This window comes from Mesorhizobium sp. M0136 (assembly GCF_040322515.1).
Taxonomy (GTDB): domain Bacteria; phylum Pseudomonadota; class Alphaproteobacteria; order Rhizobiales; family Rhizobiaceae; genus Mesorhizobium.
In genome coordinates this window covers 1-23,105 of the sequence record NZ_JAMYTP010000043.1, presented here as the reverse complement: position 1 = coordinate 23,105, position 23,105 = coordinate 1, and the positions used below count along the sequence as shown (strand labels likewise).

Here is a 23,105-nt window from a genome sequence, read left to right as displayed (position 1 = left end):
CAAGCTTAGGAACTTTGGTCGAGATCTCTAAAAGGCAAGCTGTTCAATCTCCTGATGCGGGCCAGAAGAATTGCCAAGTCATACGGCTTGGCGATTCGAGGGCCATCCTGGCAGAGGTCACCGGCTGCTTTGGCGGTTCGTTCCACGGCCGATGACAGCACCACCTTGATGTCTTCTCTATTCTGCCGAACCCACGCGGCAAGCTGAAACCCATTCGTCCCGCCTGGCAGATCAACGTCCGATAAAATGGTATCTACGTAGAAGCCGGAATGCCCCACCGCCTCTTGAGCAGCAAGGGCATCTTTTGCCTCGATAACTCGGTAGCCACAATGTCGAAGGTAGTCCGCCGTGGCCGAACGAGTGGTCACGTCAGCACTAACAACCAAAATCGTGTCGGGCTTTGACGCATGACGATTTTCCATTCAGCTGGAACGGTCAACCATCTTTCCTGTTCCCGACCACTTCCTACAAATTGCGTGCCCCGTACAGACTTCGTCCGGGTGCGTGGGAGGTGCCATCCTGCCTCTTGGAGAGATGAAGAACGGGCTGAGAGACAATCCCAAAAAATACCCGCATCGAAGGGACGGCGTCAGGAGAGAGTGGCCAGTCGCGCAAGTTCGGGTAAGTGGAGTGAAAGTCGGTAGATGCGCAGATCTGCGCGACAGCTGAGCGAACGATCATTCAGCGCGCGACGCTGTGACATATGACACGCAAGCAACCAGCATGCCCTGGCATTCGGTGGGCTGCCAGGCGCGTTTGTCTTAGTCCCTTAACGAATGTGAATGCATACGCCACAAACCTCAGCATAGTGGCCTGGAAGAGCAGATGTGGAGGCCCGAGGTGCGACAGCTTGAAGATCTAGTGGAACACTATGTCGGCATACGCAGCCGGCGTGATAGAGTCATGTCGACAGGGCTCGCCTTGAGAGCGCTAAGGCAGGTCGTTGGGATGGCTTCAATCTCGGACCGGGAGCTTGCGAACATGGTGGCCGACCGTGCGGTCAGGCATGGTCTCGCCGTGGACTTTGATCATATCCAGCAAGACTGATTCTGGCCTTCTTGGACCGCTACTAGGGCCATTGCGGGTCGTGCTTTGACCCGCAATCGGTCTCGCCACTAGTTATCCTGGTGCGTGCGCGGAACGAATGGAACCGATCAGGCTTCGTAGAACGTCCAGCTGTCCAGTGCCTGTTTTAGTTGGCGGCCTGAAGATCAAGCGGCCTCGCCGAAATTCGAACCCATTCACCCCTTTAAGGTTCTCCCAGACCGACGCGGAGGGTTTTGTGCGAAAGGTGATCGCAATCGCTTCGGGTCCTACGTCGACTTGGCTCAAGCCCAACTGCGCTGCATCCATTCGCAGTCGGGTTACCTCCAGCAGCGTCGCCACTTCGCTCGGAATGCCTCCGAAGCGATCCTCCAATTCGTCGGCAAATGCATTCAGATCCGAATGTGTGCTCATACGGAACAACCGCGAATACAGGCTGAGGCGTATCGCTGGCTCCGGCACATAGCTTCCTGGGAATGACCCTCCGGCTTGCAAATTGATGTCCGGAAGTTGTGTGTCAGACGACGGGCCGCCACGAGCAACCGACGAGGCACGCTCGAGCAATTTTTGGTAGAGTCCTACGCCGATCCGCTTTATGTGGCCGGCCTGTTCCTCGCCGAAAAGATCGCCTGCGCCGCGCAGGTCGAGGTCCCTTTGGCTGATGGTCAGGCCAGAGCCAAGCCGGTCGAGCGCCACAAGAGCCGAAAGTCGGCTCCTCGTGGCTTCAGCTAATTCCTTACCGGGCTCGGTCAACAGAAACGCAAAGCCCTGCAGTCTGCCTCTGCCTACGCGCCCTCGAAGCTGGTGGAGCTGTGCAAGTCCGAAACGGTCCGCCCGCCAAACCAGAATGGTGTTCGCCTGCGGTATATCAAGTCCGCTTTCGATGATGTCGGTGGCCAGCAAAATGTCACCTTCGCCAGCGGCGAAGCGAACCACGATCTCGTCCAACTCACGCGCTTTCATTTCGCCATGCGCGATCTTCACCAAGAGCTGCGGAACCAGCCTGCCCAGTTGTCTGAAGACAGTCCCGATGTCGTCTATCCGGGGAACTACAAAGAAGCTTTGTCCCCCGCGACGGTATTCACGTAACAGAGCAGCCTTGGCCGAACCGGCATCGAAAGGAGCCAAGATGGTGCGAACCGGACGCCGCTTGGCAGGCGGTGTATTCAGAACGCTGACTTCCTGCACGCCCGCCATCGCCAATTGAAGGGTGCGGGGTATCGGGGTAGCGCTCATCGTCAAGGTGTGGAGGCATGGCGCCAGGCCTCGAAGTGATTCCTTCAGCTTGGCCCCGAACCGATGCTCTTCGTCAATTACGAGCAGCCCCAGATTGCTAAGGGCCACCCCCTTGGCCGCAACAGCGTGGGTCCCGACGACGATTGCAATGTTACCGCTTCTCAGACCGTCCTTAACTTTCCTTGTCTCTGTCGATCCGACCACCCTGGACAGGTGAGCAACCTCGATGTTGAATCCTGCGAATCGACGGCAGAACGTCTCGTAGTGCTGGCGCGCGAGCACCGTGGTGGGCGCAACGACAGCAACCTGCTTGCCGCAGAATGCTGCGGCAGCACACGCCCGAAGCGCCACCTCCGTCTTTCCAAAGCCGACGTCGCCGCAGACCAGCCGGTTCATCCTCTTGCCCGACGACAGGTCGTTCATTACGGCTCGGATTGCGGCGGTCTGGTCGAGGGTTTCGGCGTACGGAAATCGCGCCGCGAAGCGCGCAAGGTCGGCACGCGACGGCTTGATCATTTCGGCGGACTGGCGGGACCTGGCCTTCGCCATGGTAACCAGCCGCCTGGCCACCTTCTCGATCTCGCGGGCCACAGACTGGCGTCGCTTGTTCCAACCTTCGCTGTCTAGTCGGTCCAAGGCCACTGCATCTGGCTCGGATCCGTAGCGCCATATTCGGCCGAACTCCTCCACTGGAACCAGCAAGGAAGCGCCACCATGATATTCAACCTTCACGACATCCTGTTGCAGGCCAGCCACTTCAATTTGTTCGATGGCGGCAAGGACGCCCAGGCCGTGGTCTTCATGGACAACTAGATCGCCGACCCGCAGGTCGGGTTCGACTATGCCGCTGCCGGACCCTGCGTTTGCAGTCCATGAGGGACCGAATATGTCCGCTGCCGCAACAACTGCAATTCGGGACAGCGGATCGACAAAGCCCTCCGTAAGATAGAACTCCGCCTTGAGAAGAGAGCCCCTTTTGACCGAGAGGATTTGCGGCCAGTCGGCGACTGGCTCCATCTTGTGACCGAGCTGATGCTCGATCAGCCGGTCTGCTCGGCGCAGTTCCGAAGCATCGCCTGTCACCACCACACTAAACCCCGAACTTGCGCGTGCCTCGGCGAACGCGGCGAATTCGCGCCCAGCTCGCGGCAGGTGGTAGAATTTGGGAATTCGACCGACCGGCAGAGTAAGTCTCAAGCACTGGCGATCCCGCAGCGCGCTATTCCACTCTTCGCGCGACAAATAAAATCGTTTCGCGGCCAACCCCGCCGTCGCTGATACTTGGTGTCTGCCGCGCCACGCATCCTCAATGAGGTCCAACACGCGAGCAAGCCCGATCTCTTCCAGTCCAGCCAGGAAGCAGATGGAGGCTGTCGACGCGACATCGAAAAGCGCTGGCAAGTCGGAATGGAGCGAGACCAGGCGTTCCTCCATGGGGACTGTGCGCATCGCTGCGCGGTCGAACTCGTTGCCGGCTTCCACGATGAGCTCCGATGCCGGGCCAACCACGACATTGTGCAGAGATCGCTCGCTTCGTTGAGTGACTGGGTCATATGTCTTGAGTTCAGAGATGGCGCCCCCAGGACCCAGCACAACACGTACTGGGTCGTCACGGTCGGCAGGGAAAATATCGACAAGATCGCCGCGGACGGCTATCTCGCCAGGTTCATCGACTTGATCGTCGACAACATAGCCTGTTCTCTCAGCCAACACCCGAAGTGCCCCCAGGTCCATCTTCTGTCCGATCTGCAGGGTGGCGAAACCCTGGTCGATTAGCGAGGGGGGAGGTACCCGCTGCAGGGCAGATTCGACCGAAGTAACTGTGATGCGGGGACCTTTTGGAAGGGCCGCAATAGCTTGCAGGACGCTAACCCGCCGCCCCATGGTGGCGCGAGTGGGCCACACCCTGTCGAAGGGCAGGCAATCCCAGGGCGGCATATACAGTATCTCAGCTCCTGGGAGAAAGTGGCGCAATGCCTGCGTGATGTCAGCTGCATCTCGTTCGCAACTCGCGACATGGAAAATGTCGCGGTTTCGACCGGTCTCCAAAACACTGATCAACGCCGCAGCGACTGCGGCAGCTGGCGGTGTGTCGCCCTCTCCTCCGGTTGCGAGTTCGCGCTGTTTCGCAGAAGCGCGCTCAAATTGCTCGAGCTGTTCAGCTTCTCCAGCATTTGAGGTCTTTCTATCCACATCTCACCTTCCCATCCCAGGACAGAACGGCCGCAAGGCGCGCCCGCGTTCTCGTGGGAGGACCCTGGGGCAACACTAGTTCCAATGAGTATCGGTCACCGCAACCCCTCCTAGCCGGCCCTCTATAGTCAGGCGTTGCCGGCCATTGTTGAAGCCGATCGCGCATCGCGCAGGTAATCGCGTTTTTCTGTCAGCTCCTGTGCTAATTTTTCGCCTAGAAACTCTAGCACGCCTGCCCGTGCGCGAGTGAGCCGGCTTTTGACCGTTCCAACGGCGCAACCGCATATCACGGCAGTCTCTTCGTAGCTGACACCAAGCACCCCCACTAGCATCAGCACTTCGCTCTGAGATTTTGGCAAGCTTTGAATTGCCCGGTGGACCTCCTTGCTTTGCAGCGACCACTCCTGTGCAGGCTGCGAAACGGGTGCAAGCGAGGCGCAGTCAACGATACCTGGTGCTTCCCTCGTGGCAGCCCTGAAGCGCGTATAATAGGTGTTCCGCATGATCGTGAAGAGCCATGACTTCATTCGCGTTCCGGGCTCGAACTTGTCGATGTTGGCCAGCCCTTTGGTCAACGTTTCCTGCACCAGATCGTCGGCATCTTCCCGGGCCTGGCAAAAAGCGCGGGCGAAAGCGCGCAATGCGGGAATGAACTCGACGATGGAAAGTTCACCAGCGCCCTGCTGAGCCAAGGTATCGCCCCTGTGTGACAAAATCGGCCTCCCTCAGAGCCTTGCTTGGGCTCTGTTGAACAACTCGAGAAACAGGCTTCGCGGAGAGATTGCGACTGGGCCTGATCCAGCGGGCACCTACAGGCACCTCCCGCCACCTTGCCCTGGGGCATGGGCTCAAGCATTCACATTCGTTAACCCCGAGGGTTTTGCAGGCTGGCCACATTGTAGCAGTCAGACCATTGCCGCCGATATGATGGCGCCTGTAGTTGGACAGACAACGACGCCCCGAGCGAACCAGTCGCCCGTCTCTGTTGAGCAAAATGCACCATTCCCAGACTCATCTCGAAGCGCTGAGTTCAAGCTTCTCGATTTTGAGAATCAAGCTGAGCCTCAGGATCTTTCGCCCGCTCTCGTCACGAATATCCACCAACAGCTGTTGCTGCTCCGAACCTCCCAGTGCTTCCCGCGCCAAGTCTATCAGACCGTCGACAGCTGCTTGGCGGGCTGCCGCGATCCCTTCGCATTCCACGCCCATGTCGTCTTCAACAAGATGCTCAGCATCGCCGCTGTCAAAAAAATATCGTCGCATGCGATCGGCATCCTAATCAAAAGCTAAGCAATGTCCCTTTGGTGCAGGTACGTCGGATCGAAGTCTCCTGCTCGGACCAGGCGGGGCCAGTCGAGAGCACGCAGCCTTGTGCCTGAGGTGGCAATCAGGCCGTCGCCGCGCAGTTCCTGAAGGGTGCGGTTCACGTGAACAGTCGACAAGCCGAGAGCATCGCCAAGAGCGGCCTGCGTGAGGGGGAGGTCCGCTACGTAGTCCTCGATGCGTCCGACAGACCGCAAACGCACGATAAGCTCGCATAGGATGTGGGCTGTGCGGGCGTAGGCCTCGCGTCGCCCCACATTGGTGACCCATTCCCGGTAGATGGAGGCGTCGATCAGGGTCGATCGCCAGAACGCCGTCGCGATACGCGGATGCTGTTCGCAAATTGGGCGAAGAACGCTATGCCGGATGAAGCCTAGTCTGCTTGGCGTCAGGCTCGAGAAGCTGCAATCCATGACAGAAAGATGCAGGCCATGCAGATCGGGAATATCTCCTGCGACAAAGAAGCTGGTGATCTGCCGTCTTCCCTGACCAGTATACTTGGACGAACACACCAGGCCGTCCAGAACCACAAACGAATTTGTGGGGCTATCGCCTTCCGATACGATATCCTGATTGGCTGCGACATCCTTTTCCTGAGTCGACATGCCCCGCAGGACCGCGGCGTCATCGTCGCTGATATCAGCGATTCTTCGAATTTTGCGGATGAGCACGTCTGACGACAAAACTGAAGACAAGATTTGTGGACCTACTTTGGTTGTTATCGCAAGTTTGCACTTATACGTTCAAGTGCTCTCCGGCGACTGCGAGTGCTCGAGACAACAATTGCCGATGGACATCCTCTATTCCGATCCAACCCCCGAAGCTGGGAGCGGCACGTCTGCTGGAAGCCGATCGGTTGCAAAGAGACCGGTCCATCCAAATCACCTGCTGCCGAATCCAAAATACATGGCCTACGAACGCCTCCGGTCTGCCATCGTTGCTGTACGAATTTAACTATCGGCCTCCTTCCGAGCAAAGGGGAACCTTTGCAGTGGGGGCCCAGCACCAATCAGCTCACCGACATGAACGGCGTCGTGAGCAGCTTGTAGAGGAGGCTCTTCCAGCGCCTTTCGGCCTTCTGGAACCATCAAAACTGACAATCGTTAAGCTGTTCAGCAACCTACATGAGGGGCAACGTGAACGAAGATGACGCCTCACCATTAGCGACCGGGGTAGAAGGCCTCGACTATGTTTTGCGCGGGGGTTATGCCAAATTTCGGTCACACCTCGTTGAGGGAAGGCCTGGCTCAGGCAAGACCACGCTCGGACTTCAGTTCCTTATCAAGGGGGCCTCGCAAGGCGAGAAATGCCTCTACATTACGCTATCCGAAAGCAAGCGCGAGCTTATATCCGTGGCAAGCAGGCACGGCTGGACTCTGGACGGGATTGAAATTCTGGAACTCGTTCCTCCAGAACTCAGCCTTGATCCCTCCCAGTTGCAGACGCTCGTGCATTCTTCTGACCTGGAACTCGGGGAGACCGTGCAGGCGGCCTTGGCTGAGATCGACCGTATTAAGCCACAGCGCGTCGTGTTCGATTCTCTGTCCGAAATCCGGCTGCTCTCGCAGGGCTCGCTACGCTACCGCAGGCAGGTCCTGGCGCTGAAAAGCTTCTTTCTGCTCAACCATGCGACGGTGTTGTTACTCGACGACCTCACGGCCGAGCAGGATGACCTCAACCTGCATTCGATCAGCCATGGGGTCATCCGCATGGAGCAACTGACCCCGATCTATGGTGGCGAGCGGCGGCGCCTGCGGGTGATAAAGATGCGTGGGGTGCAAATACGTGGCGGTTACCACGACTTTGTCATCCGGCCGGGCGGGGTCACGGTCTTTCCGCGACTGGTCGCCGCCGAGCACCCTGAAGCCGAACACGGCTCGCCGGCCTTAAGCGGAAATGCCGTGGACACTCTGCTCGGCGGTGGCCTCGATCGGGGCACAAGCACGCTGTTGATCGGCCCTTCGGGTGTGGGGAAGTCCACCATAGCCTGCTCCTACTGTCATGCAGCGCTTCAGCGCGGTGAGCGCGTCCTGGTTCTGCTGTTCGATGAAACTGATCGCATTTTCCTGGGACGTGCAGCCGGCGTCGGTATGGATCTCAAGGCCTTCCTGCAAGACGGAATGCTCCTGCTCGAACAGATCGACCCGGCCGATCTTTCACCCGGCGAATTGTCATCAAAGATCAAGATCGCAGTCGAGCGGCTTGATGCCCGGATCGTAGTGATCGACAGCCTCACAGGGTATCTGAATTCGATGTCCGAAGAGCAGCACCTTGTGCTGCAGATGCATGAAATTCTCACCTACCTCAACCAGAAGGGCGTCGTGACGATCCTGCTGCTCGCCAATCACGGGCTGATCGGCCAGACGGCGGCGCCAATCGACATGACCTATCTGTCTGATGCAGTGATGTTGCTGAGGTTTTTCGAAAGTGGCGGTCGCATCCGACGAGCGATTTCGGTGGTGAAGAGGCGAGTTGGCCCTCATGAGGACACTATTCGTGAATTCATGGTCAGCAGCCAGGGCATAGCTGTCGGCGAGCCGCTCGACCAATTCAGGGGAATACTTACAGGCGTGCCCTTTTTTGAGGGCAAACAAAGCGATCTGCTCGCTGACAAAAAGCCATGACGCCGAAAGAACCTGTCATACTCGTGCTCGCCCCGGTTGGTCGAGACGCTCAGCTAGCCGCCTCGATTCTGGCAAAACACGGGATCGGCACACGCATCTGTGCAAATCTGGATGAGGTTTTGCGGCTTCTCGACAGCGCACACTGCCTCGTCGTCGCCGAAGAAGCGCTCATCAATTCCGACCGGAGCCAATTCGCCGCCTGGCTGCAAAACCAACCTGCGTGGTCTGATTTTCCAGTAGTTCTTCTGGCAATGCGGGGAACGGAATTCGACAAGCGTCTTGCGTTTCTGGATCGGTATCTCATCGTTCTCGAAAGGCCTTTCCTGGCCTCAAGCCTGGCCAATTCGGTGCGGTCGGCGTTGCGTGCCCGTGCACGCCAGCTCGAGGTCAAGTCCCACCTTGAACAGAAACAGGAGGTCGCAGATCGTCAAAAGCTCTTGATCCGCGAGCTTCATCACCGGGTCAAAAACACCCTGGCCAACGTGAGAGCGATGATGGGAGCGACGGCCCGGTCCAGCGATAGCGTCGACAGCTTCGTGCGTGATTTCTCCGCAAGAATCGTGTCGCTTGCCGACACGCACTCAATGCTTACAGACGACTATTGGCAGACGGCCTCTTTACAGAAGTTGCTTGAGGCGGAACTGAGGCACTACGAGATCCATGGCGAGCCGCGAATATCACTGCATGGTCCGAATGTGGCCCTCGTCGCGGACATTGCGATACCTGTCGGCATGGCGTTTCATGAACTTGCCTCCAACTCGGCAAAATTCGGCGCCCTCTCGCGCCCGCAAGGCCGCCTTGAAGTGCAATGGTGGATACCAGATTCCGCAGGTGAGCAGATCCTGCATCTTCATTGGCTTAGGAGCGGGACGGCCCCATTGTGCAGCCGCCGACTCGACGAGGCTTTGGAACGACATTGCTCGAAAGGGTGGTTACAGTGCAGTGCAATGCAAAGATCGAACTGCATTACGATCCAGACGGCCTGCGTTTCACTATGGCGTTGCCTTTACGCGATACGAGACTCGTGCCAGCGTACTCCTGAGTGACCTGCCGGACGCGACGAACTAGCCTGTGGCCGCAGCCGAAGCCACTAATTAAAGCGCTGGCTCCGCGACTTTCTTCAGCGATTCGACGGTACGCCACGATGCAGGTTGCGAGTTGGGCTCGCTATCCGGGCTCCTCAGGCCCCCGGCGCCTGGCGGCACCCTGTGACCCACGCTGTCGGAGATACGTGGGCTGATCGGGGCGCCGTGACGTTGGGACAAACCCCGCTGCTAAGCCGACCTTTTGAGCTCCGCGACCTGAACGCCCAGCCGGAACGCCTGACCGTCTGCAAACGAGCGCGCGTAGCTCTCAGCTGTAAAAGGAACCGTGGTAGTCGTACCATTGACCGTCACGCGAACCGACCACTCTTTCGCCCTCACGATTTCAACGGAATGTTGCTCATTCGCAGCCATGCATTCCTCCCAGAATGGTACGTTGAGGAAGGGGAGGATAGCGTCGCAAATGTCGTTTGCATGCAAATAATCCGACACCCCAAGGTCGAAATGTCAAAACAGCGCACAGCTGCGGCACCCGCAGCGCTTGGGGAACCGGGCCATCCCGATCACGTTGTGTCGGGCAACCTGGGCTACTCATGCAACAACTTCTCCAAGAATTCGGCCATCCGACATACGTCCCGTTTCCAGTCATTGCGGCGAGGCTTCTATTGGCGTCGATCTTCGGTGCTGCGATCGGTTTCGAACGCGAATGGCGAATCGGCCTGCAGGGCTTCGGACGCATATTGTGCTCTGCGTGGCAGCGGCTACGTTCGGCATTCTGACGATGGAAATCGTTCACGCGTCGATATTTCTGCAGGATTCCGTAAAGGTCGATCCGATTGGCGTCGTCGAAGCGGTCACCACTGGCGTCGCTTTCCTTGCTGCCGGATCGATCTTGTTTTCGAGAGGCGAGATCCACGGGCTGACGACCGGTGCGGGCCTGTGGCTGTCTGGCGCAATTGGCGTGGCGTGCGGGCTTGGTCTGTGGCAGGTGGCCGCGCTCGGCACGCTTTTGGTGCTTGTCGCTGCAGGCCTTCTTTATGATTTGCAGCCAAGTCTGGCATTGGCGAAAATACCGTACCAGGGAAGCCAATGTCGGGGGAAGAAGTGTCCAAGCGGCGCAAAAGCTGAGGACAGAGGCGAATACATAGGTTAGCCGCGCCGCCCAAGCTCAGACATCAAGTGCAGTGCCGTGCCAGATGCATTGACCGATTGCGGGGCGCCTTGTGGCTGGATACTGGGCAGCACGCCACGTACTTCGTTCGCATGGCTCGTTCCCATTTGCTTGAGCGCACGAGTTCGCTCGAAGGCGAGCACCCTAAGGCTCGCTAGTCACGCCTAGCGGCCCTCCCCGCTCCAAGCTGCTGGTCCCACCGGGGAGAAACTGGCGTAGATTCTTGGGTAGTTTCGACCAAATCTCAATTGGCGGGCAGAGGTCATAAGTCACGAATTATCGCACCCGTCCCAAGATACCCGACCCGAAACTTGTGCTTTTTCCCGCGGGGAACAAATCGCGCGCGGTGTGGTTCGGCGTAAATCCAGCCAGGAGGGAAAAATGCGCAGAGTGTGGAATGCGGGCGTTCCGTGCGCGCTTGTCGTTGTTGCCGCCAGCCTCAGCGCCTTATCGGATCCGCTGCCGCCCGATCTCACTTACCGGCCGCTGCCGGCCCGTCCGTTCTCGGCAGTCAAGGCCGACGATGAGGCAGAGAAGCCACGCGTGATGGCGCGCCAGAAGGCCTTGCTGGACGCGCGATACGACCTTTCGGACCGTCCCATGCCGGGCGTGAAAATGTCCGGCGGCACCAAGCCGGTCCAGGAGGGCGTCCGCGTGAAGCTGGCAAAGGACCAAACCTGGCAGGGCCTGGCGGAGATGAGCCCTGGCGAGATCCGCGACCGCGATCTGCTGCCTGACGGCTTCCTGCCGCTGCCACATGTCAAACAGGCGGCCGGAGGCCAGGTCTTTCCGGAAGAGGAGATCCGCGAGGTCGGCCGGCAGGAAGGACGCGACCTGAGGCGCTTCGACGTCGACTTCGATCTTCCCGATTACCTCACCCCGGAATTCCCGTCACCGATATTCCTGACCACTCATCCGGAGCTTGGCGACGTGTCGCGCGGCGAGCTGCTGACTATCCGCAACTACTACGAAATCATGAACGGCATCATCACGCCGGTGCAGATGGAGGGTCTGCGGCTTTTGTTGACGCCGTTCCCGCAGGAGGAATTCAACCAAACCGAGGACCGCAAGGTGGCTGGGCAAAGCATGGGAGTAGCCTGCCTCGATTGTCACGCCAATTTCAACACCAATGCCGCCTTTCATCTAACGCCCGATATCAGGCCGCAGGCAGCGCGCTTCCGCCTCGATTCGACCAGCCTGCGCGGCCTGTTCAATCAGCAAATTCATGGATCGAAACGGTCGTTGCGTTCGGTCGAGGATTTCACCGAATTCGAGCAGCGCACCGCCTATTTCAATGGCGACCATGTCAGCGCCACCAGGAAGGGCGTCAACCTGCCAGACCGCACCAATCAGGTGGCGATGATGGCGCAGATGCAGAACATCATCGACTTTCCGCCGGCGCCGAAGCTCGATGCGTTCGGAAAGCTCGATCCCGCCATGGCCAGCGAAAAAGAACTGGCGGGCGAGCGGGTGTTCATGGGCAAGGGCCGCTGCTCGGCATGCCATGACCCACAAACATCGTTCATGGACAACAACATGCACGATTTGAAACTGGAGCGCTTCTACAAACCCGGGCGGACCGTCAACGACATGGTGGAACTGCCCGACGGGCCGATCAAGACGTTTACGCTGCGCGGCATCAAGGACACGCCACCCTATCTGCATGACGGCCGCCTGATGACGCTGGCCGATACGGTGGAGTTTTTCAACCTGGTACTCGGCGTCAAGCTCACCCAGGACGAGAAGGATGATCTCGTCGCCTATATGCTCGCGCTTTGACACGCGGCAGGCCGACCGGTCGGCACATCTTCGGTGGAGGTTTTCATGCGTGTTCTTGCAACGACCTTGGGCCTGACGGCACTCTGCGCATCGCCTCTCTTGGTATCCCCGCTCTTTGCGCAGATCGGAAATCCGGCCGGTAACGCCCCGGACACGTTGATGGACTCGCCGGGCCAGCCCATGCCGCATCAGACGAATTACCAGGACCGGCTGTTCGCGCAGCTCGCCGCCGCCGGCGGCACGGCAGAAGTCGATTTCGGTAATCTTGCGAAAAAATCCGGCCATTCCGCCATCAAGGAATTTGCCAGCCGCATGGTCGACGATCACTCAGCGGCAAACGAGAAACTGAAATCGCTTGCCGAGACCGACAAGATCCCACTGCAGCAAGGGCTCGACGACGAGCACAAGCAGCTGCGCGCCAAGCTCGAAAAGCTCGAAGGGGCAGCGTTCGACCTCGCCTATATCAGCGGCCAGATCACCGATCACCAGAAGACTGTGCAACTGCTCGAATGGGAGATCGGGTCAGGCCAGGATGCCGACCTTCAGCATTTCGCCTCAGATACTTTGCCGACTGTGCTCGAGCATCTGCGGATGGCGCGCGACATCAAAGCAAAACTCGCAACCCAGGCGCTCGCCGACGCCGCTTCGGGGCCGCCAAGAAAGTGAATGGGTTAGCGCGCGCCACGTAAAACGGCGGACCCAGTGCTTAAATTGCCCACGGGCCGGCCATGCAGTCGCCTTGATGATGGAAACCTCCGCATCGCTCGCAGCTCATTCCCCACGAGTTCCGGCTCAATGTCCCGAAGGTTCCCTTCAGGTCACGCGGCTGGAACCTGCGCTTGCTTTTGCAGACCAGCATTGAATATAGAAGCTGCCCAGCCCCGGGCATTGCTGAGCTTCCATTCGGTGTCGAGCTTACGTCTTCCAACGCGTGCCGCTAGGCAGCCACAGAGAGAACAATAGCCATGGGACAAAGCGGAGATCGCAGGAACAGCAACTTGATCCTGCCGACTGGAAGCTTGTGACCAACGAGGCCATAGCTGCCCATGGTGGGGCTAGAGAACTAGAGCACGTCCTGTTTAATCCGGTTCATATCCTGCGGCTTTGAAGTAGTTGGCGCATTCGGCTGGGGTGAAGAGGTCGACGACCGCGCCGACCGCGTCCCAGAGAGCCTTGATGGTTCTCTCGGCCTTTGCTCGCAGCAGCGCCTTGAGTTTGGCGAAGGCGTTCTCAATCGGATTGAAGTCGGGACTGTAGGGCGGCAAGTAGAGCAGGCTCGCGCCTGCGGCCTCAATCGCGTCGCGCACGCCTGCGGCCTTGTGGGCGGGCAGGTTGTCCATGACGACTACGTCGCCCTCCGACAATGTAGGGACCAGCACCTGCTCGACATAGGCCAGGAACATGTTGCCGTTCATGGCGCCGTCGTAGACGAAGGGCGCAGTCATGCCCGTCAGCCGCAGCGCTCCGGTGAAGGTCGTGGTCTTCCAGTGATGGGGTGGACGCCCCCGACCGCATCGATGTGCCAGAGTGGAGGTGTTCTCAGCCACTTAAAGGAGGCGCCTATGACGGAAGTTAGCACCATCGGCCTGGATCTGGCCAAGAATGTCTTTCAAGCACACGGAGCGAGCTCTGCCGGAGCGGTCATCTTCCGCAGGAAGCTGCGGCGCGACCAGGTGCTGGCTTTCTTTGCCGCCCAACCACCGTGTTTGGTGGCAATGGAGGCATGCCCGGGTGCCCACTACTGGGGTCGGGAGATCGGGAAGCTCGGCCACACCGTGCGGCTGATCGCACCCGCCTATGTGAAGCCTTTCGTCAAACGGCAGAAGAACGAGATGTCCGATGCGGAGGCGATCTGCGAGGCGGCGCAGCGTCCGACCATGCGCTTCGTGGCTGTGAAAAGCGAAGCCAAGCAGGCCTCCGCCGTGATCTTCCGGACCCGTGATATCCTGGTCGGCCGGCGCACTCAACTCATCAACGCGATCCGCGGCCATCTTTCCGAATACGGCCTGATCGCGCCGCAAGGACCTTTCCATATCGGACGCCTCATCGCTCAAATCGAGGATCCCACATCGAGTGTGCCGGAAGCTGCTCGCTCCTGCCTTGCCCTCCTCGCCGAGGGGTTGCGCCATCTGCAGAACCAAATCGCCGCGCTGGATACGGAGATCTCTGCCCGCGCCAAAGCCGACGACGCGACTCGGCGTCTGATGAGCGTGCCTGGGATCGGCCCCCTGATCGCCACCGCCATAGAGGCGCTCGCGCGGCCAGCGGAGACGTTCCGATCGGGCCGTGACTTCGCTGCCTGGGTCGGATTAACGCCGGTTCAGCGCTCTACGGGCGGCAAGGAACGACTGGGCCGAACATCTCGGATGGGAGAGCGCACACTGAGGCGGCTCCTTATTATCGCAGCGAGCGCCGTGGTGCGGTGGGCCAAGCGCAAAGGGGTGCCTAAAGGATCCTGGCTCGGCCGGATGCTCGAGCGCAAACCGCCGATGTTGGTGATCGTGGCGCTGGCGAACAAGAACGCCCGAATAGTCTGGGCGCTGTTGAACGCGCGGATTTCCATCTTGGCCATGGGGCTAACCCATGAGACCGTATACGTTGACGCAGACTGATCAGAACACCGTAAAATCCTCTTGCAGACGGGCGGGCCATACGTTTTTTGAATGTCCAGCCGTGACCGCGAAGCCAGGCGCTCAAGGCGCTGCGGCTGATCCGCACTGACTGCTCGGCGACGAGCCGCTCCACCATCTCGTTCAGCGTGATGTCCTTGCGCTCCTCGATCAGCCCGACGATGAAGGCTTCATGCGCATCGAGGCTGGAGGCGCGGCGGCGGCCCTGCGGGCGTGGCGCCAGTTCGCCGATCTTCGCCCGCGCAATCCAGCGGATCGCGCTTGACACTCCCACGCCGAACCGCGCCGCCGCTTGCCGCGCCGACATGCCGTCGTCCGAAGCCTTCAAGACCCGCGACCGAAGATCACCGCTCAATGCTCTTCCCATCGTCCACCTCCATCGAAGTGGATGTTGAATCAGCACAAAACGCAGCCGTCACATCACAATCGATTCATCGATCACAGGACGTGCTCTAGTCAATGCCCCTCTCGTCGCCAACGCTGCCCCTGGAGCGTGGGCTGGCTCTAGCGGCCGCTACTTTGAGTCGTGAGTTAGCAGGGGATGGCACCGCCGAAGATGGTCGCAGCGACACCGAACAGGTTCGCGGCAGAGGAAGGCAGCCAGCATGCGAGAGCATCCTACCGCAGCAGAAGGCACCCAACTCATTGTTGCCAACGCGTTCGTCGACGAGACCGGGCACCTTCAGCTGACTTCGGTCCAGCAGAGCAGCAGTCGGAAGATCGGGCAGTAAGGACCGCGAACGCTCTTGCGAGTAAACATGCCGCGGCTATTGAGTGGTCCCGTGATGCTAACTTGGCGCAGGGCGAATACAGGGAGCCGACGACCCCCTTTGTTCGAGGCGACGTGCCCGACTGGAGTGACGGGCTGCGCGTCCGACGCCAGGCACCGCTCAGCCAGGTGCAGCAGATCAGCGCTTAGCAGTGTCGCTTTCGGTCTCGGCCCTCGCGAGGAACTCCTCGGTTGTCGACGGAAGATGGTCTTTTAGCCATTCCGCCATCGAGACCTCCTCTCGGAGGTTGTCTTCGCAAGCTCGCACGACCTCGGTTTCGCCCAGGGATTCGGCGGCGGCAATGAGGATCGTGTAGGAGGCGATTTCCATGTGTTCGAACGTATAGCTCGCGAGGGAACCCTTCATCACCTCGTCGGCGGCAAAGAAGCCGCTCAACGACTGCGCCATGGCAGTCACCTTTCCGCCAGCATCTTTCATTGTGGACGAACCCTCATCCATCCGGTCGAGACAGGCTTTCAGCCGAGCAGCCTGCTGTCTCGTTTCATCTAGGTGCAGGCGCATTCGGTCGCTGAGCTCGGGGTAGTTCTCAATGCGGCTTAGCTGCCCGTTCAACATTGTTTCGGCCTGCTCCTCCATGGCATGAGCGTCCCGAAGCCATTGCACCAGCCATTCTCGCGACTCTGACATTTTCAAATCTCCTTTGTGACAAAAGAGAACTGCCGAACTGCGAGATTGTTCCTAGAGAAGCGGGCCTCGGTCTGATCCGTCCGAGGCCGCAAATCATGGGACTTAGATTAACAGAATCCAACGCCAAGCGGCGGGCGTTATCGGCATCATTGCCTCACTAACCGAGAAAGCGGGTTCTGCGGAGGCTCTCGTCTACTGCCAACCTTCGTTCTGCATGACAAACAGTGTTGAATTGCGACGAACTAAAGGCTCCCTAACGCAACGTACCCCGATTACGCGACTTACGGTCCGCACGCTAATAGCCGAACTGATCGAGGACGCCGCCTCAGCAACTATCTTTGGATCGACGGCGTGGGGCAACGGCAGCATGAGAGCACTCCCTTACGGAAGTAACTCTAAGCCGATCAGGGCGATGAGTCTGGCCGCGCACGTTTTTAACCAAACATCCCGGGAAGTTCACAGCTGACACGTGCTCACTCTCTGTCGGCCTGATCAATTTCGTCAAGCAAAGACTTATGCTCGTCCGGCAGCCCCTCTTCTACCGGAAGGTTTAGCGCCTTGCGGAGGTAGTCACGGATGGCTTCTGACGTGATCCACCGTCGTATAAGGTCGGCGATAACCTTCTGCTTCCTTTTGTCGACCTCAACCATGGCCGAACCTGCATGCTGCATACGACCGAACCATCTAGGGGCCGGACTTGTTCCTCGGGAATGTTTGAGAGAAATTTCTGAGCGGGTGATCGGACAAGTGGCTCGCGTGCCCCCCCGCGCTATGCGGTTCAGTTCGAAATTCCGTCCTGGCACGTGCGGCGAGAAAACCGGGGCGGCTTCTATGTGCGTCACCTATCCATCGCGAACGGCTCATGCTCGGGAAGGTGATGATGCAGCACTTCGACAAGGTTTCGCTTATCGAATGTCTGCCCGCAAATTGGACAGAACTCCAAATGCCCCGGTTTTTGCCCCTCATAGTTGGCGGATTGTGCTTATCCCGTCTCAAGTCGTCATCCGTCATAACCTGTTGGGATAGCCCGACGGCATTTGGGAGACGACGATTTGGCCGCTGCACCTACCGGCTGAGAGCGTTCGCCCCGGCTGGGCTGGACTATACGCCCGTTCATGCATCATTGCTAATTTAACAAAATGATCATCGTACGTTCCCCTAGGCGCCAGTGCGATCGGGCCTAGACTCCATTCCGTGCGTAAACCAAGGAGTAGCAGGGGCCGCCTCGAGTTCATTCCGCCGATCGAGCCCAAGCTGGTCCCAAAGCCACCCGAGGGCGAACACTGGGTTCACGAGATCAAGCTCGACGGCTACCGCACCCAGCTAATCATCAACGGCCCCGACGACATCCGCGTCTTCAGCAAGTCCGGCGCCAACTGGACGAGCAAATATACCGGCCTCGTCGAAGGCGAGCGGGCTCGAGGTCAAGAACGCGATCTTCGAGGGCGAGGCGGTCGTCACCAATGAGGCAGGGGCCGCTGCCCGACTTCGACGCGCTGCAGAAGGCCGTTCACAGCGACCCCTACGCCATGATCCTCGGCGCCTTCGACATCATGCATCTCGACGGCCACGATCTACGCGATGTCGGCTGCAAGGCGCGCCGCGAAATCCTGTTCGGCATCATCCAGCCGAATAGTTCAGCGAGGTGGTACCCGGCGATCCGAAGGCCATCTTCTATCTCGCCGACCAGGCGGGGCTGGAGGGGATCGTTTCCAAGCGCGCCGACATCCCATATCGGAGCGGCCCCCGACATGAAGGAACGGCTATGGAAACGGGTAAAGGACCATGCCGGCCGCTCCGGAGGGCGTCAAGAAGCGACCAGCGACCCAGTGGGTCGAGCCGGCGTGAAGTTGCGGATCAAGCACCTTCGTGGTGAGCACAAATACATACGCCACCTTCTCTGCTGGGCTCGGCGATGAGGGCTAGAGTAGGCTAGTCTGGGATACATCCTCGAGCAGGGTCGACTTATCCAAGCCTTGTGTCGGCTCAGGCGGCCATTCACCATTCGGCGTCATCTCGTTGACCGTCTCGGGTAGATCCCGCGCAATCCTTCTGATTAGCTCCTCGCGCGAAAGACACGTGTGCATCAAAATGGACGTGAGTGTACCTTCGTCCATTGCCGCTTCGACGTCCCTTGGCTCGATCGGTTGGTTTGGCCCGCTGCCAACCCACGAGTCGACCTTCGATCCTGCCCCCACCTCCCTGAACCGGTCGAGGATCTCACCAAGGTCAGCCCTCGACACGCCATTCGTTATCTGAGCCAGAATTCTGCGTTGCGGGTCGTTTGGGTTAAGATACCCCGCTCCCGGAATCGATTCACAGAGCTTGTCGCGATTTTGGTATGCCAGAACCCCAAGCATCGCGATCGCCAATCTTCCCAGATTTGCCATTTGGTCTCCTCCACGGTTTTGGCCGATGAGCGAACCGAAGCCAAGTCTTGGCGGATGGCGACGCGTGTGGGCTCGAACAACTTCTTGCCGGTCGGCTCGCCGGCGGAGAGGACGCGTCCTTCGGGGTACTCGTTTTCCATCTGACGTCTTCTCCTGACGCAGAACTTCGGGGCGCTTGGCCGCAGTCGCCCTGCGCCGATCGAACGCCCTAACCCGGCGCCTCCCGGGTTTGTTCCGCTTGTCAGAGTTTGTCGGCGACGATGGGGCGCGCGACCCGACGGGTAACTCTACCGGCTCGAGAGATAGAGTCTGCCCAACTTGACCATACTTCAGAACGACGGCGGCTCGATTAGCCTCAGCTACCTTGGACTGCCGCCGGCTCGCGCACAAATTTCAATTTCGGCGGGACGGCGAACACCCTAAACAGCCAGGCTGTCAAGAGCGTGACGCATTCCCACTCCCGCAGCAGCCGCACCGTGTCCACTGATGACCATCTGCGGGTTCAGGGCAGCCAGGTGCTTCACGGATCTTTCCGCGGCATCCCAGTCCGGCGTGAAGTAGCGCGGCGGACCGTGCATCTCGAGACGCTGGACGGCGACCTCATAGACTGACTCCTGACCGGTGGTGATGAAAGCGTCCCCGACGATCAGCGAACGGTCCTTCTCGCGCCAGAGCGAGATATGCCCAGGGGCGTGCCCGGGTGTGTGTAACCGTCGCCATCCGGGCATTCCGGGGATCGATCCGTCGGCAGGTAAGAGTTCCAAACGGTTGCCAAGATCAATTGGCCCGCGTGGAAAAAGCGGCGAAAGCAGCGCCATCAGTCCACCCCGGACCCAGGGATCGGGTGGCGGATAGGATGCGGTTCCGTCCAAATAGGGGCGCTCGAGTGGATGCGCGAAGACAGGGACGTCCCACTTGTTCGCGAGGTCTAGAACCGTTCCCACATGGTCGAAATGGCCGTGGGTCAGGATGATCGCGGCCGGCCGTGCGTTCGTGCCAAACCGCTTTTCCGCGACCGCAAGAATGCTGCTGCGGGACGTCGGCAACCACCTCAAACTCACTGAGGAAGGACGCGCCCTTCATGAGCGGACAGCCTCTCTGCTGACGGAGCTCGACGAAACGGCGGCCACGATCGCGGCGGGCGGGGACAAGCCGCGCGGCAGGTTACGGATCAGCGCGCCGCTGCTGTTTTCGCAGACAGCCATGGGCAGGATCGCGGCGGGCTTTGCATTGAAATATCCCGACGTGCGGTTGGAAGTCACGACAGAGGACCGAGCCGTGGACATGATCGAGGAAGGTTATGATCTGGTCATCCGGGTCAATCCGGACCCAGATGAAAGTCTTGTCGGCCGAGCCTTTCTGCATGATCGCCTGGTCGTCGTGGCAAGCCCCGATCTGCCCCGGCCGGCCGCAGATCTCTCGGTGCCAGGTGTCGTGCGTGGGGCCAGCGATCGGCAGACCTGGAACGTCGTGACTTCAGAAGGATCCGCGACGATCGGGATCGAGCCCATTCTCGCACTGTCGTCCCTCATCATGGTTCGGGATGCCGTGCGAACCGGCGTAGGCGCTGCTCGTATGCCGATTTCGCTGGTGAGTCACGACCTGGCCGACGGCACTTTGCTGCACTGGGGTGATATCGAGGGTTCCGAGAACGCGCTGTGGGCGCTTTACCCGTCGCGGCGTCTGTTGAGCGCGCGTGTATCTGCCTTCCTGGATTTTCTGAAGCAGGCTTTTCCCAACGGAACGCCCGATGAACTGGCGGCCTACATCGGCAAGTGAGGGGCCAAAGCAGCCTGCTCCACATTTTGCAATCGGGCCGGCGTTACCCAGCGGTGTTTACCCGCGAATAGGCGCTGGGCGGTATTCCCACATGCCGACTGAACGCGACGCTGAAGGCGCTTGCCGAGCCATAGCCGACGCGTTGCGCAATCTCCGCCGTGGCAACATCCTTGCGAAGGAATTCCTTCGCCAGCGCCATGCGCCAGCCGGTCGCGTATTCCATCGGGGCCAGGCCAACCTCCCTCCGGAAACGATCGAAGAAGGTCGAACGGGACATGGCAGCATCCCGCGCGAGTGTTTCCACCGTCATGCTGCGACCTGGATCCGCGTCAATCCGGCGCAAGGTCGGTGCGAGCAGCGGATCGGCCATACCGCGCAGGAGACCGGGCGTTTTGATCCGTTGGCGAGGACGTCATGATTATCCTCGGCCTCGACATCGCCACTGTAACTGGCTTCGCCTGCTATGAGCCCGGTTCCTCACTCTCCTCGATCAAGACGGTCTCATCAAAGCCATCGGCGAGAACGCCGAGGAGAAGGCGGAATCGCTCGGTCGCCAGCTTCGCGACATGATAAAGGGCAACCGGCCCGACTTCGTGGCGATCGAGCAGCCGATGTGCAACGTCGTCTCATTCAAGAAGACCCGCCAGACGCTTACCAACCCTGTGGACTCAACCCGAACGCCTTGCAGCTCGAGGGGCTGGTCTGCGCCGCCGTGGCAATCATCGGCGGCAGCTACGGCATTCCATGGGAAACCATCCCATCGTCGACGTGGCGAAAGCATTTCCTCGGCATGGGACGCTCGCCTGGTTTCGACCGCGCCATGTGGAAGCGCACCGCCGTCGAGCGCTGCCGGGTTCTGAAGATCGACGTGAAGAATGCGGATGCCGCGGAAGCCGTCGGCATAGCGATGGCTGGCGAGGCCTGCCAGCGGTTCAAAATGGCGAGGGCGGCATGACTTCAGATCAGCTCTTCAACAATTCCGCCAAGTCATTTCAGACCCACGAGCGGAGGCCTTTGCTTAAGAAGGCCCTGTTCTGCTGCGGCCGCCTTGAAGGCATCTATCGCAGCTTGTTGGTTGCAATGACCCGCCATGCATTCTTTGATCATTCGGACCGCTTCGAGCCGTCGCGGTTTGGCCTTATATGGCCATGGTTCCTCGAGTGCCATCGCAGCGTCGGCTATCGATGCGACCACCGTCGACTTGCCATTCAGGTAGATTGTAATCGGGATGAACGCGATCATTTTTCTCCCTCGCCATGGTTGAAGGCGGTTAAACGCGAAGACCTGGCGGTGGTTGCATGAACGCGCATCCCCGCGACTTCAAACAACCGCTCCCTGACGCCATCGAGGCCGAGGCCGCATTGCTCGGCGCCATCCTGAATTCGAACGAATGCTACTGGCGCGTGGCCGGATTCCTGAAGCCGAACATTTCAGCGAAAAGCTCCCCGGCGACCTCTACGAGGTCATGGGAACGATGATCGCCGAGGGCAGGCCGGTCAATCCGATCACGATCAAGCCGTATATACCGGCTGACCAGATGATCGCCGAACTGACAATGTTCGCCTATGTCATCCGCCTGGCGTCTGAAGCCGTCACCACCTCTGGCTCCTACGACTACGGCGCCGGCATCTGGTTCTGGACATGCTTTGAAGGCGGGGCGAGGGGAACCGTCCCGAGCAAGGATGAGGCGGTCGGCATGAGGAACGATTCGGTCCGTCATGAGTTAGCAAATCATGATCAACACAATGGAATCCCACGGACGCGCGATGGCCGATGCCAGGGAGCGCATCAATCGGACTGAGCTCGCGCTTAGACGCACAGAAGAAATGCTGGCCCAGAATATCGCGCTGTGCAGCAGGATACGTGCGCAACGGCGTCTGATCGAGGCGGCAGACTGCTTGGTGAAGAACGATTCACAAGCAATTAAGTAGCGAGCGACTGAGCCCAGACGGTTGCTCTATCGCCACTTCCGTTTCGCAGGCTCAACGCTCCATTTTGTCGATAGTCGTAGGTTCAATCGCCAGTATCCTGCTTGTGGAAGAGAACGAGCACGTCCGCACCAAGTTTGTAAGCAACGCCGATGGATGAGAAGTAAGCGCTGTCCCGGCGGCACCTTTCGCGCGTGGATGTAAGGGACGATGTTCGAGGCCTTTGAGGGCTTCGACATATGACGATTTCAGAGTTTACGCTTAAGTCCAGGGACGAGGAGCCGGTCCGTCGGCTGGAGATCTTCACTGGTTCGGGTCGGCGGCGTGAGTGGCCGCCGGAGGAGAAGGCCCGGATAGTGGCGGAGAGCTACGAGGCGGGCGAGACGGTTTGTGCTGTGGCACGCCGGTATGGGCTTTCCCCGCAGCAATTGTTCACTTGGCGTCGGGCTGCTCGCCGGCCGATGGGGGAGGCAGCAATATTGGAATCCATGTTCGTGCCGGCGGTGGTGACGGCAGCGCCTCCGAAGCCTGCGGCGAAGCATCGGCC

The 23,105-nt window shown here is 59.5% G+C and carries 17 protein-coding genes and 7 pseudogenes; 11 read left to right on the top strand and 13 right to left on the bottom strand.

Annotated elements, in window-relative coordinates; translation table 11 throughout:
* Positions 1-5: 5 nt before the first annotated feature.
* From NKJ35_RS29675 to NKJ35_RS29655, 5 genes are all read right to left on the bottom strand, one after another.
* Positions 6-422, bottom strand: a complete 417-nt coding sequence (locus NKJ35_RS29675) for a response regulator transcription factor (RefSeq protein ID WP_352594237.1) — start codon at positions 420-422, stop codon at positions 6-8.
* Between the two features lie 697 nt (positions 423-1,119).
* On the bottom strand, positions 1,120-4,473 hold the full coding sequence (locus NKJ35_RS29670; RefSeq protein WP_352651149.1) for a DEAD/DEAH box helicase: 3,354 nt from the start codon (positions 4,471-4,473) through the stop codon (positions 1,120-1,122).
* A gap of 128 nt (positions 4,474-4,601) precedes the next feature.
* Positions 4,602-5,165 (bottom strand): sigma-70 family RNA polymerase sigma factor, encoded by a 564-nt coding sequence (locus NKJ35_RS29665; RefSeq protein ID WP_352651148.1) that lies wholly within the window; start codon positions 5,163-5,165, stop codon positions 4,602-4,604.
* Positions 5,166-5,484: 319 nt separating this feature from the next.
* Positions 5,485-5,736, bottom strand: coding sequence for a DUF6894 family protein (locus NKJ35_RS29660; protein WP_352642606.1), 252 nt, complete (start codon positions 5,734-5,736; stop codon positions 5,485-5,487).
* 23 nt (positions 5,737-5,759) lie between these two features.
* Entirely contained in the window at positions 5,760-6,491 is a 732-nt protein-coding gene (locus tag NKJ35_RS29655; protein WP_352651147.1) for a Crp/Fnr family transcriptional regulator, read from the bottom strand.
* Between the two features lie 429 nt (positions 6,492-6,920).
* On the opposite strand from NKJ35_RS29655, the gene NKJ35_RS29650 reads away from it, so the two are divergent.
* The 5 genes and pseudogenes from NKJ35_RS29650 to NKJ35_RS29630 all read left to right on the top strand — a co-directional run bounded on the left by NKJ35_RS29650 (position 6,921) and on the right by NKJ35_RS29630 (position 13,079).
* Positions 6,921-8,420 carry an ATPase domain-containing protein gene (locus tag NKJ35_RS29650; RefSeq protein WP_352651146.1) on the top strand — a complete coding sequence of 500 codons (1,500 nt, stop codon included), beginning with the start codon at positions 6,921-6,923 and terminating at the stop codon, positions 8,418-8,420.
* Positions 8,417-9,462, top strand: a pseudogene (locus tag NKJ35_RS29645) (sensor histidine kinase). The gene NKJ35_RS29650 and the pseudogene NKJ35_RS29645 overlap by 4 nt, the downstream one beginning before the upstream one ends.
* 707 nt (positions 9,463-10,169) lie before the next feature.
* Positions 10,170-10,616, top strand: coding sequence for an MgtC/SapB family protein (locus tag NKJ35_RS29640; protein ID WP_352651145.1), 447 nt, complete (start codon positions 10,170-10,172; stop codon positions 10,614-10,616).
* Positions 10,617-11,015: 399 nt separating this feature from the next.
* A complete protein-coding gene (locus tag NKJ35_RS29635) occupies positions 11,016-12,413 on the top strand; it encodes a cytochrome B6 (protein ID WP_352651144.1) in 1,398 nt (465 codons plus the stop codon).
* A gap of 45 nt (positions 12,414-12,458) precedes the next feature.
* Positions 12,459-13,079: a DUF4142 domain-containing protein gene (locus NKJ35_RS29630; RefSeq protein WP_352651143.1), complete on the top strand. Its 621-nt coding sequence runs from the start codon at positions 12,459-12,461 to the stop codon at positions 13,077-13,079.
* Between the two features lie 413 nt (positions 13,080-13,492).
* On the opposite strand, the pseudogene NKJ35_RS29625 reads toward NKJ35_RS29630, so the two are convergent.
* A pseudogene (locus NKJ35_RS29625) lies at positions 13,493-13,930 on the bottom strand (IS630 family transposase); the annotation flags it as partial.
* A gap of 45 nt (positions 13,931-13,975) precedes the next feature.
* Here NKJ35_RS29625 and NKJ35_RS29620 point away from each other — a divergent pair.
* Positions 13,976-15,025, top strand: coding sequence for an IS110 family RNA-guided transposase (locus NKJ35_RS29620; protein ID WP_352651139.1), 1,050 nt, complete (start codon positions 13,976-13,978; stop codon positions 15,023-15,025).
* Positions 15,026-15,074: 49 nt separating this feature from the next.
* On the opposite strand, the pseudogene NKJ35_RS29615 reads toward NKJ35_RS29620, so the two are convergent.
* From NKJ35_RS29615 to NKJ35_RS29605, 3 genes and pseudogenes are all read right to left on the bottom strand, one after another.
* Positions 15,075-15,410, bottom strand: a pseudogene (locus NKJ35_RS29615) (helix-turn-helix domain-containing protein); the annotation flags it as partial.
* Positions 15,411-15,951: 541 nt separating this feature from the next.
* On the bottom strand, positions 15,952-16,461 hold the full coding sequence (locus NKJ35_RS29610) for a ferritin-like domain-containing protein (protein WP_352651138.1): 510 nt from the start codon (positions 16,459-16,461) through the stop codon (positions 15,952-15,954).
* 473 nt (positions 16,462-16,934) lie between these two features.
* Complete coding sequence (locus tag NKJ35_RS29605) at positions 16,935-17,111, bottom strand: hypothetical protein (RefSeq protein ID WP_352651136.1); 177 nt, start codon at positions 17,109-17,111, stop codon at positions 16,935-16,937.
* A gap of 813 nt (positions 17,112-17,924) precedes the next feature.
* Between NKJ35_RS29605 and NKJ35_RS29600 the strand changes: the two genes are divergently transcribed.
* The gene (locus tag NKJ35_RS29600) at positions 17,925-18,380 is read left to right on the top strand and encodes a DNA ligase-like domain-containing protein (protein WP_352651135.1); all 456 of its coding nucleotides are present in this window, start codon (positions 17,925-17,927) and stop codon (positions 18,378-18,380) included.
* Between the two features lie 3 nt (positions 18,381-18,383).
* Here the strand turns inward: NKJ35_RS29600 and NKJ35_RS29595 are convergent, their stop codons facing one another.
* Entirely contained in the window at positions 18,384-18,851 is a 468-nt protein-coding gene (locus tag NKJ35_RS29595; RefSeq protein WP_352651133.1) for a YidB family protein, read from the bottom strand.
* 355 nt (positions 18,852-19,206) lie between these two features.
* Positions 19,207-19,897 (bottom strand): annotated as a pseudogene (locus NKJ35_RS29590) (MBL fold metallo-hydrolase); the annotation flags it as partial.
* A 4-nt stretch (positions 19,898-19,901) separates the two neighbouring features.
* Here NKJ35_RS29590 and NKJ35_RS29585 point away from each other — a divergent pair.
* Positions 19,902-20,630: pseudogene (locus tag NKJ35_RS29585) on the top strand (substrate binding domain-containing protein); the annotation flags it as partial.
* Positions 20,631-20,673: 43 nt separating this feature from the next.
* Here NKJ35_RS29585 and NKJ35_RS29580 read toward each other — a convergent pair.
* Positions 20,674-21,018, bottom strand: a pseudogene (locus NKJ35_RS29580) (helix-turn-helix transcriptional regulator); the annotation flags it as partial.
* 225 nt (positions 21,019-21,243) lie between these two features.
* Between NKJ35_RS29580 and NKJ35_RS29575 the strand changes: the two are divergent.
* Positions 21,244-21,585 carry a hypothetical protein gene (locus tag NKJ35_RS29575; protein ID WP_352651132.1) on the top strand — a complete coding sequence of 114 codons (342 nt, stop codon included), beginning with the start codon at positions 21,244-21,246 and terminating at the stop codon, positions 21,583-21,585.
* Positions 21,586-21,617: 32 nt separating this feature from the next.
* On the opposite strand, the gene NKJ35_RS29570 is transcribed toward NKJ35_RS29575, so the two are convergent.
* Positions 21,618-21,797 (bottom strand): DUF982 domain-containing protein, encoded by a 180-nt coding sequence (locus NKJ35_RS29570; RefSeq protein WP_352651157.1) that lies wholly within the window; start codon positions 21,795-21,797, stop codon positions 21,618-21,620.
* A 131-nt stretch (positions 21,798-21,928) separates the two neighbouring features.
* Between NKJ35_RS29570 and NKJ35_RS29565 the strand changes: the two are divergent.
* A pseudogene (locus NKJ35_RS29565) lies at positions 21,929-22,431 on the top strand (DnaB-like helicase N-terminal domain-containing protein).
* Between the two features lie 366 nt (positions 22,432-22,797).
* Positions 22,798-23,105, top strand: a 308-nt coding sequence (tnpA, locus tag NKJ35_RS29560) for an IS66-like element accessory protein TnpA (RefSeq protein ID WP_352651130.1), incomplete at its 3' end; no start/stop codon positions are given.

Excerpts from the sequence above, each read along its gene's own strand:
- NKJ35_RS29675 (WP_352594237.1), bottom strand. The coding sequence starts at position 422 with ATGGAAAATCGTCATGCGTCAAAGCCCGACACGATTTTGGTTGTTAGT.
- NKJ35_RS29660 (WP_352642606.1), bottom strand. The coding sequence starts at position 5,736 with ATGCGACGATATTTTTTTGACAGCGGCGATGCTGAGCATCTTGTTGAA.
- NKJ35_RS29650 (WP_352651146.1), top strand. The coding sequence starts at position 6,921 with ATGAGGGGCAACGTGAACGAAGATGACGCCTCACCATTAGCGACCGGG.
- NKJ35_RS29640 (WP_352651145.1), top strand. The coding sequence starts at position 10,170 with ATGGCGAATCGGCCTGCAGGGCTTCGGACGCATATTGTGCTCTGCGTG.
- NKJ35_RS29635 (WP_352651144.1), top strand. The coding sequence starts at position 11,016 with ATGCGCAGAGTGTGGAATGCGGGCGTTCCGTGCGCGCTTGTCGTTGTT.
- NKJ35_RS29630 (WP_352651143.1), top strand. The coding sequence starts at position 12,459 with ATGCGTGTTCTTGCAACGACCTTGGGCCTGACGGCACTCTGCGCATCG.
- NKJ35_RS29620 (WP_352651139.1), top strand. The coding sequence starts at position 13,976 with ATGACGGAAGTTAGCACCATCGGCCTGGATCTGGCCAAGAATGTCTTT.
- NKJ35_RS29610 (WP_352651138.1), bottom strand. The coding sequence starts at position 16,461 with ATGTCAGAGTCGCGAGAATGGCTGGTGCAATGGCTTCGGGACGCTCAT.
- NKJ35_RS29605 (WP_352651136.1), bottom strand. The coding sequence starts at position 17,111 with ATGGTTGAGGTCGACAAAAGGAAGCAGAAGGTTATCGCCGACCTTATA.
- NKJ35_RS29600 (WP_352651135.1), top strand. The coding sequence starts at position 17,925 with ATGAGGCAGGGGCCGCTGCCCGACTTCGACGCGCTGCAGAAGGCCGTT.
- NKJ35_RS29595 (WP_352651133.1), bottom strand. The coding sequence starts at position 18,851 with ATGGCAAATCTGGGAAGATTGGCGATCGCGATGCTTGGGGTTCTGGCA.
- NKJ35_RS29570 (WP_352651157.1), bottom strand. The coding sequence starts at position 21,797 with ATGGCACTCGAGGAACCATGGCCATATAAGGCCAAACCGCGACGGCTC.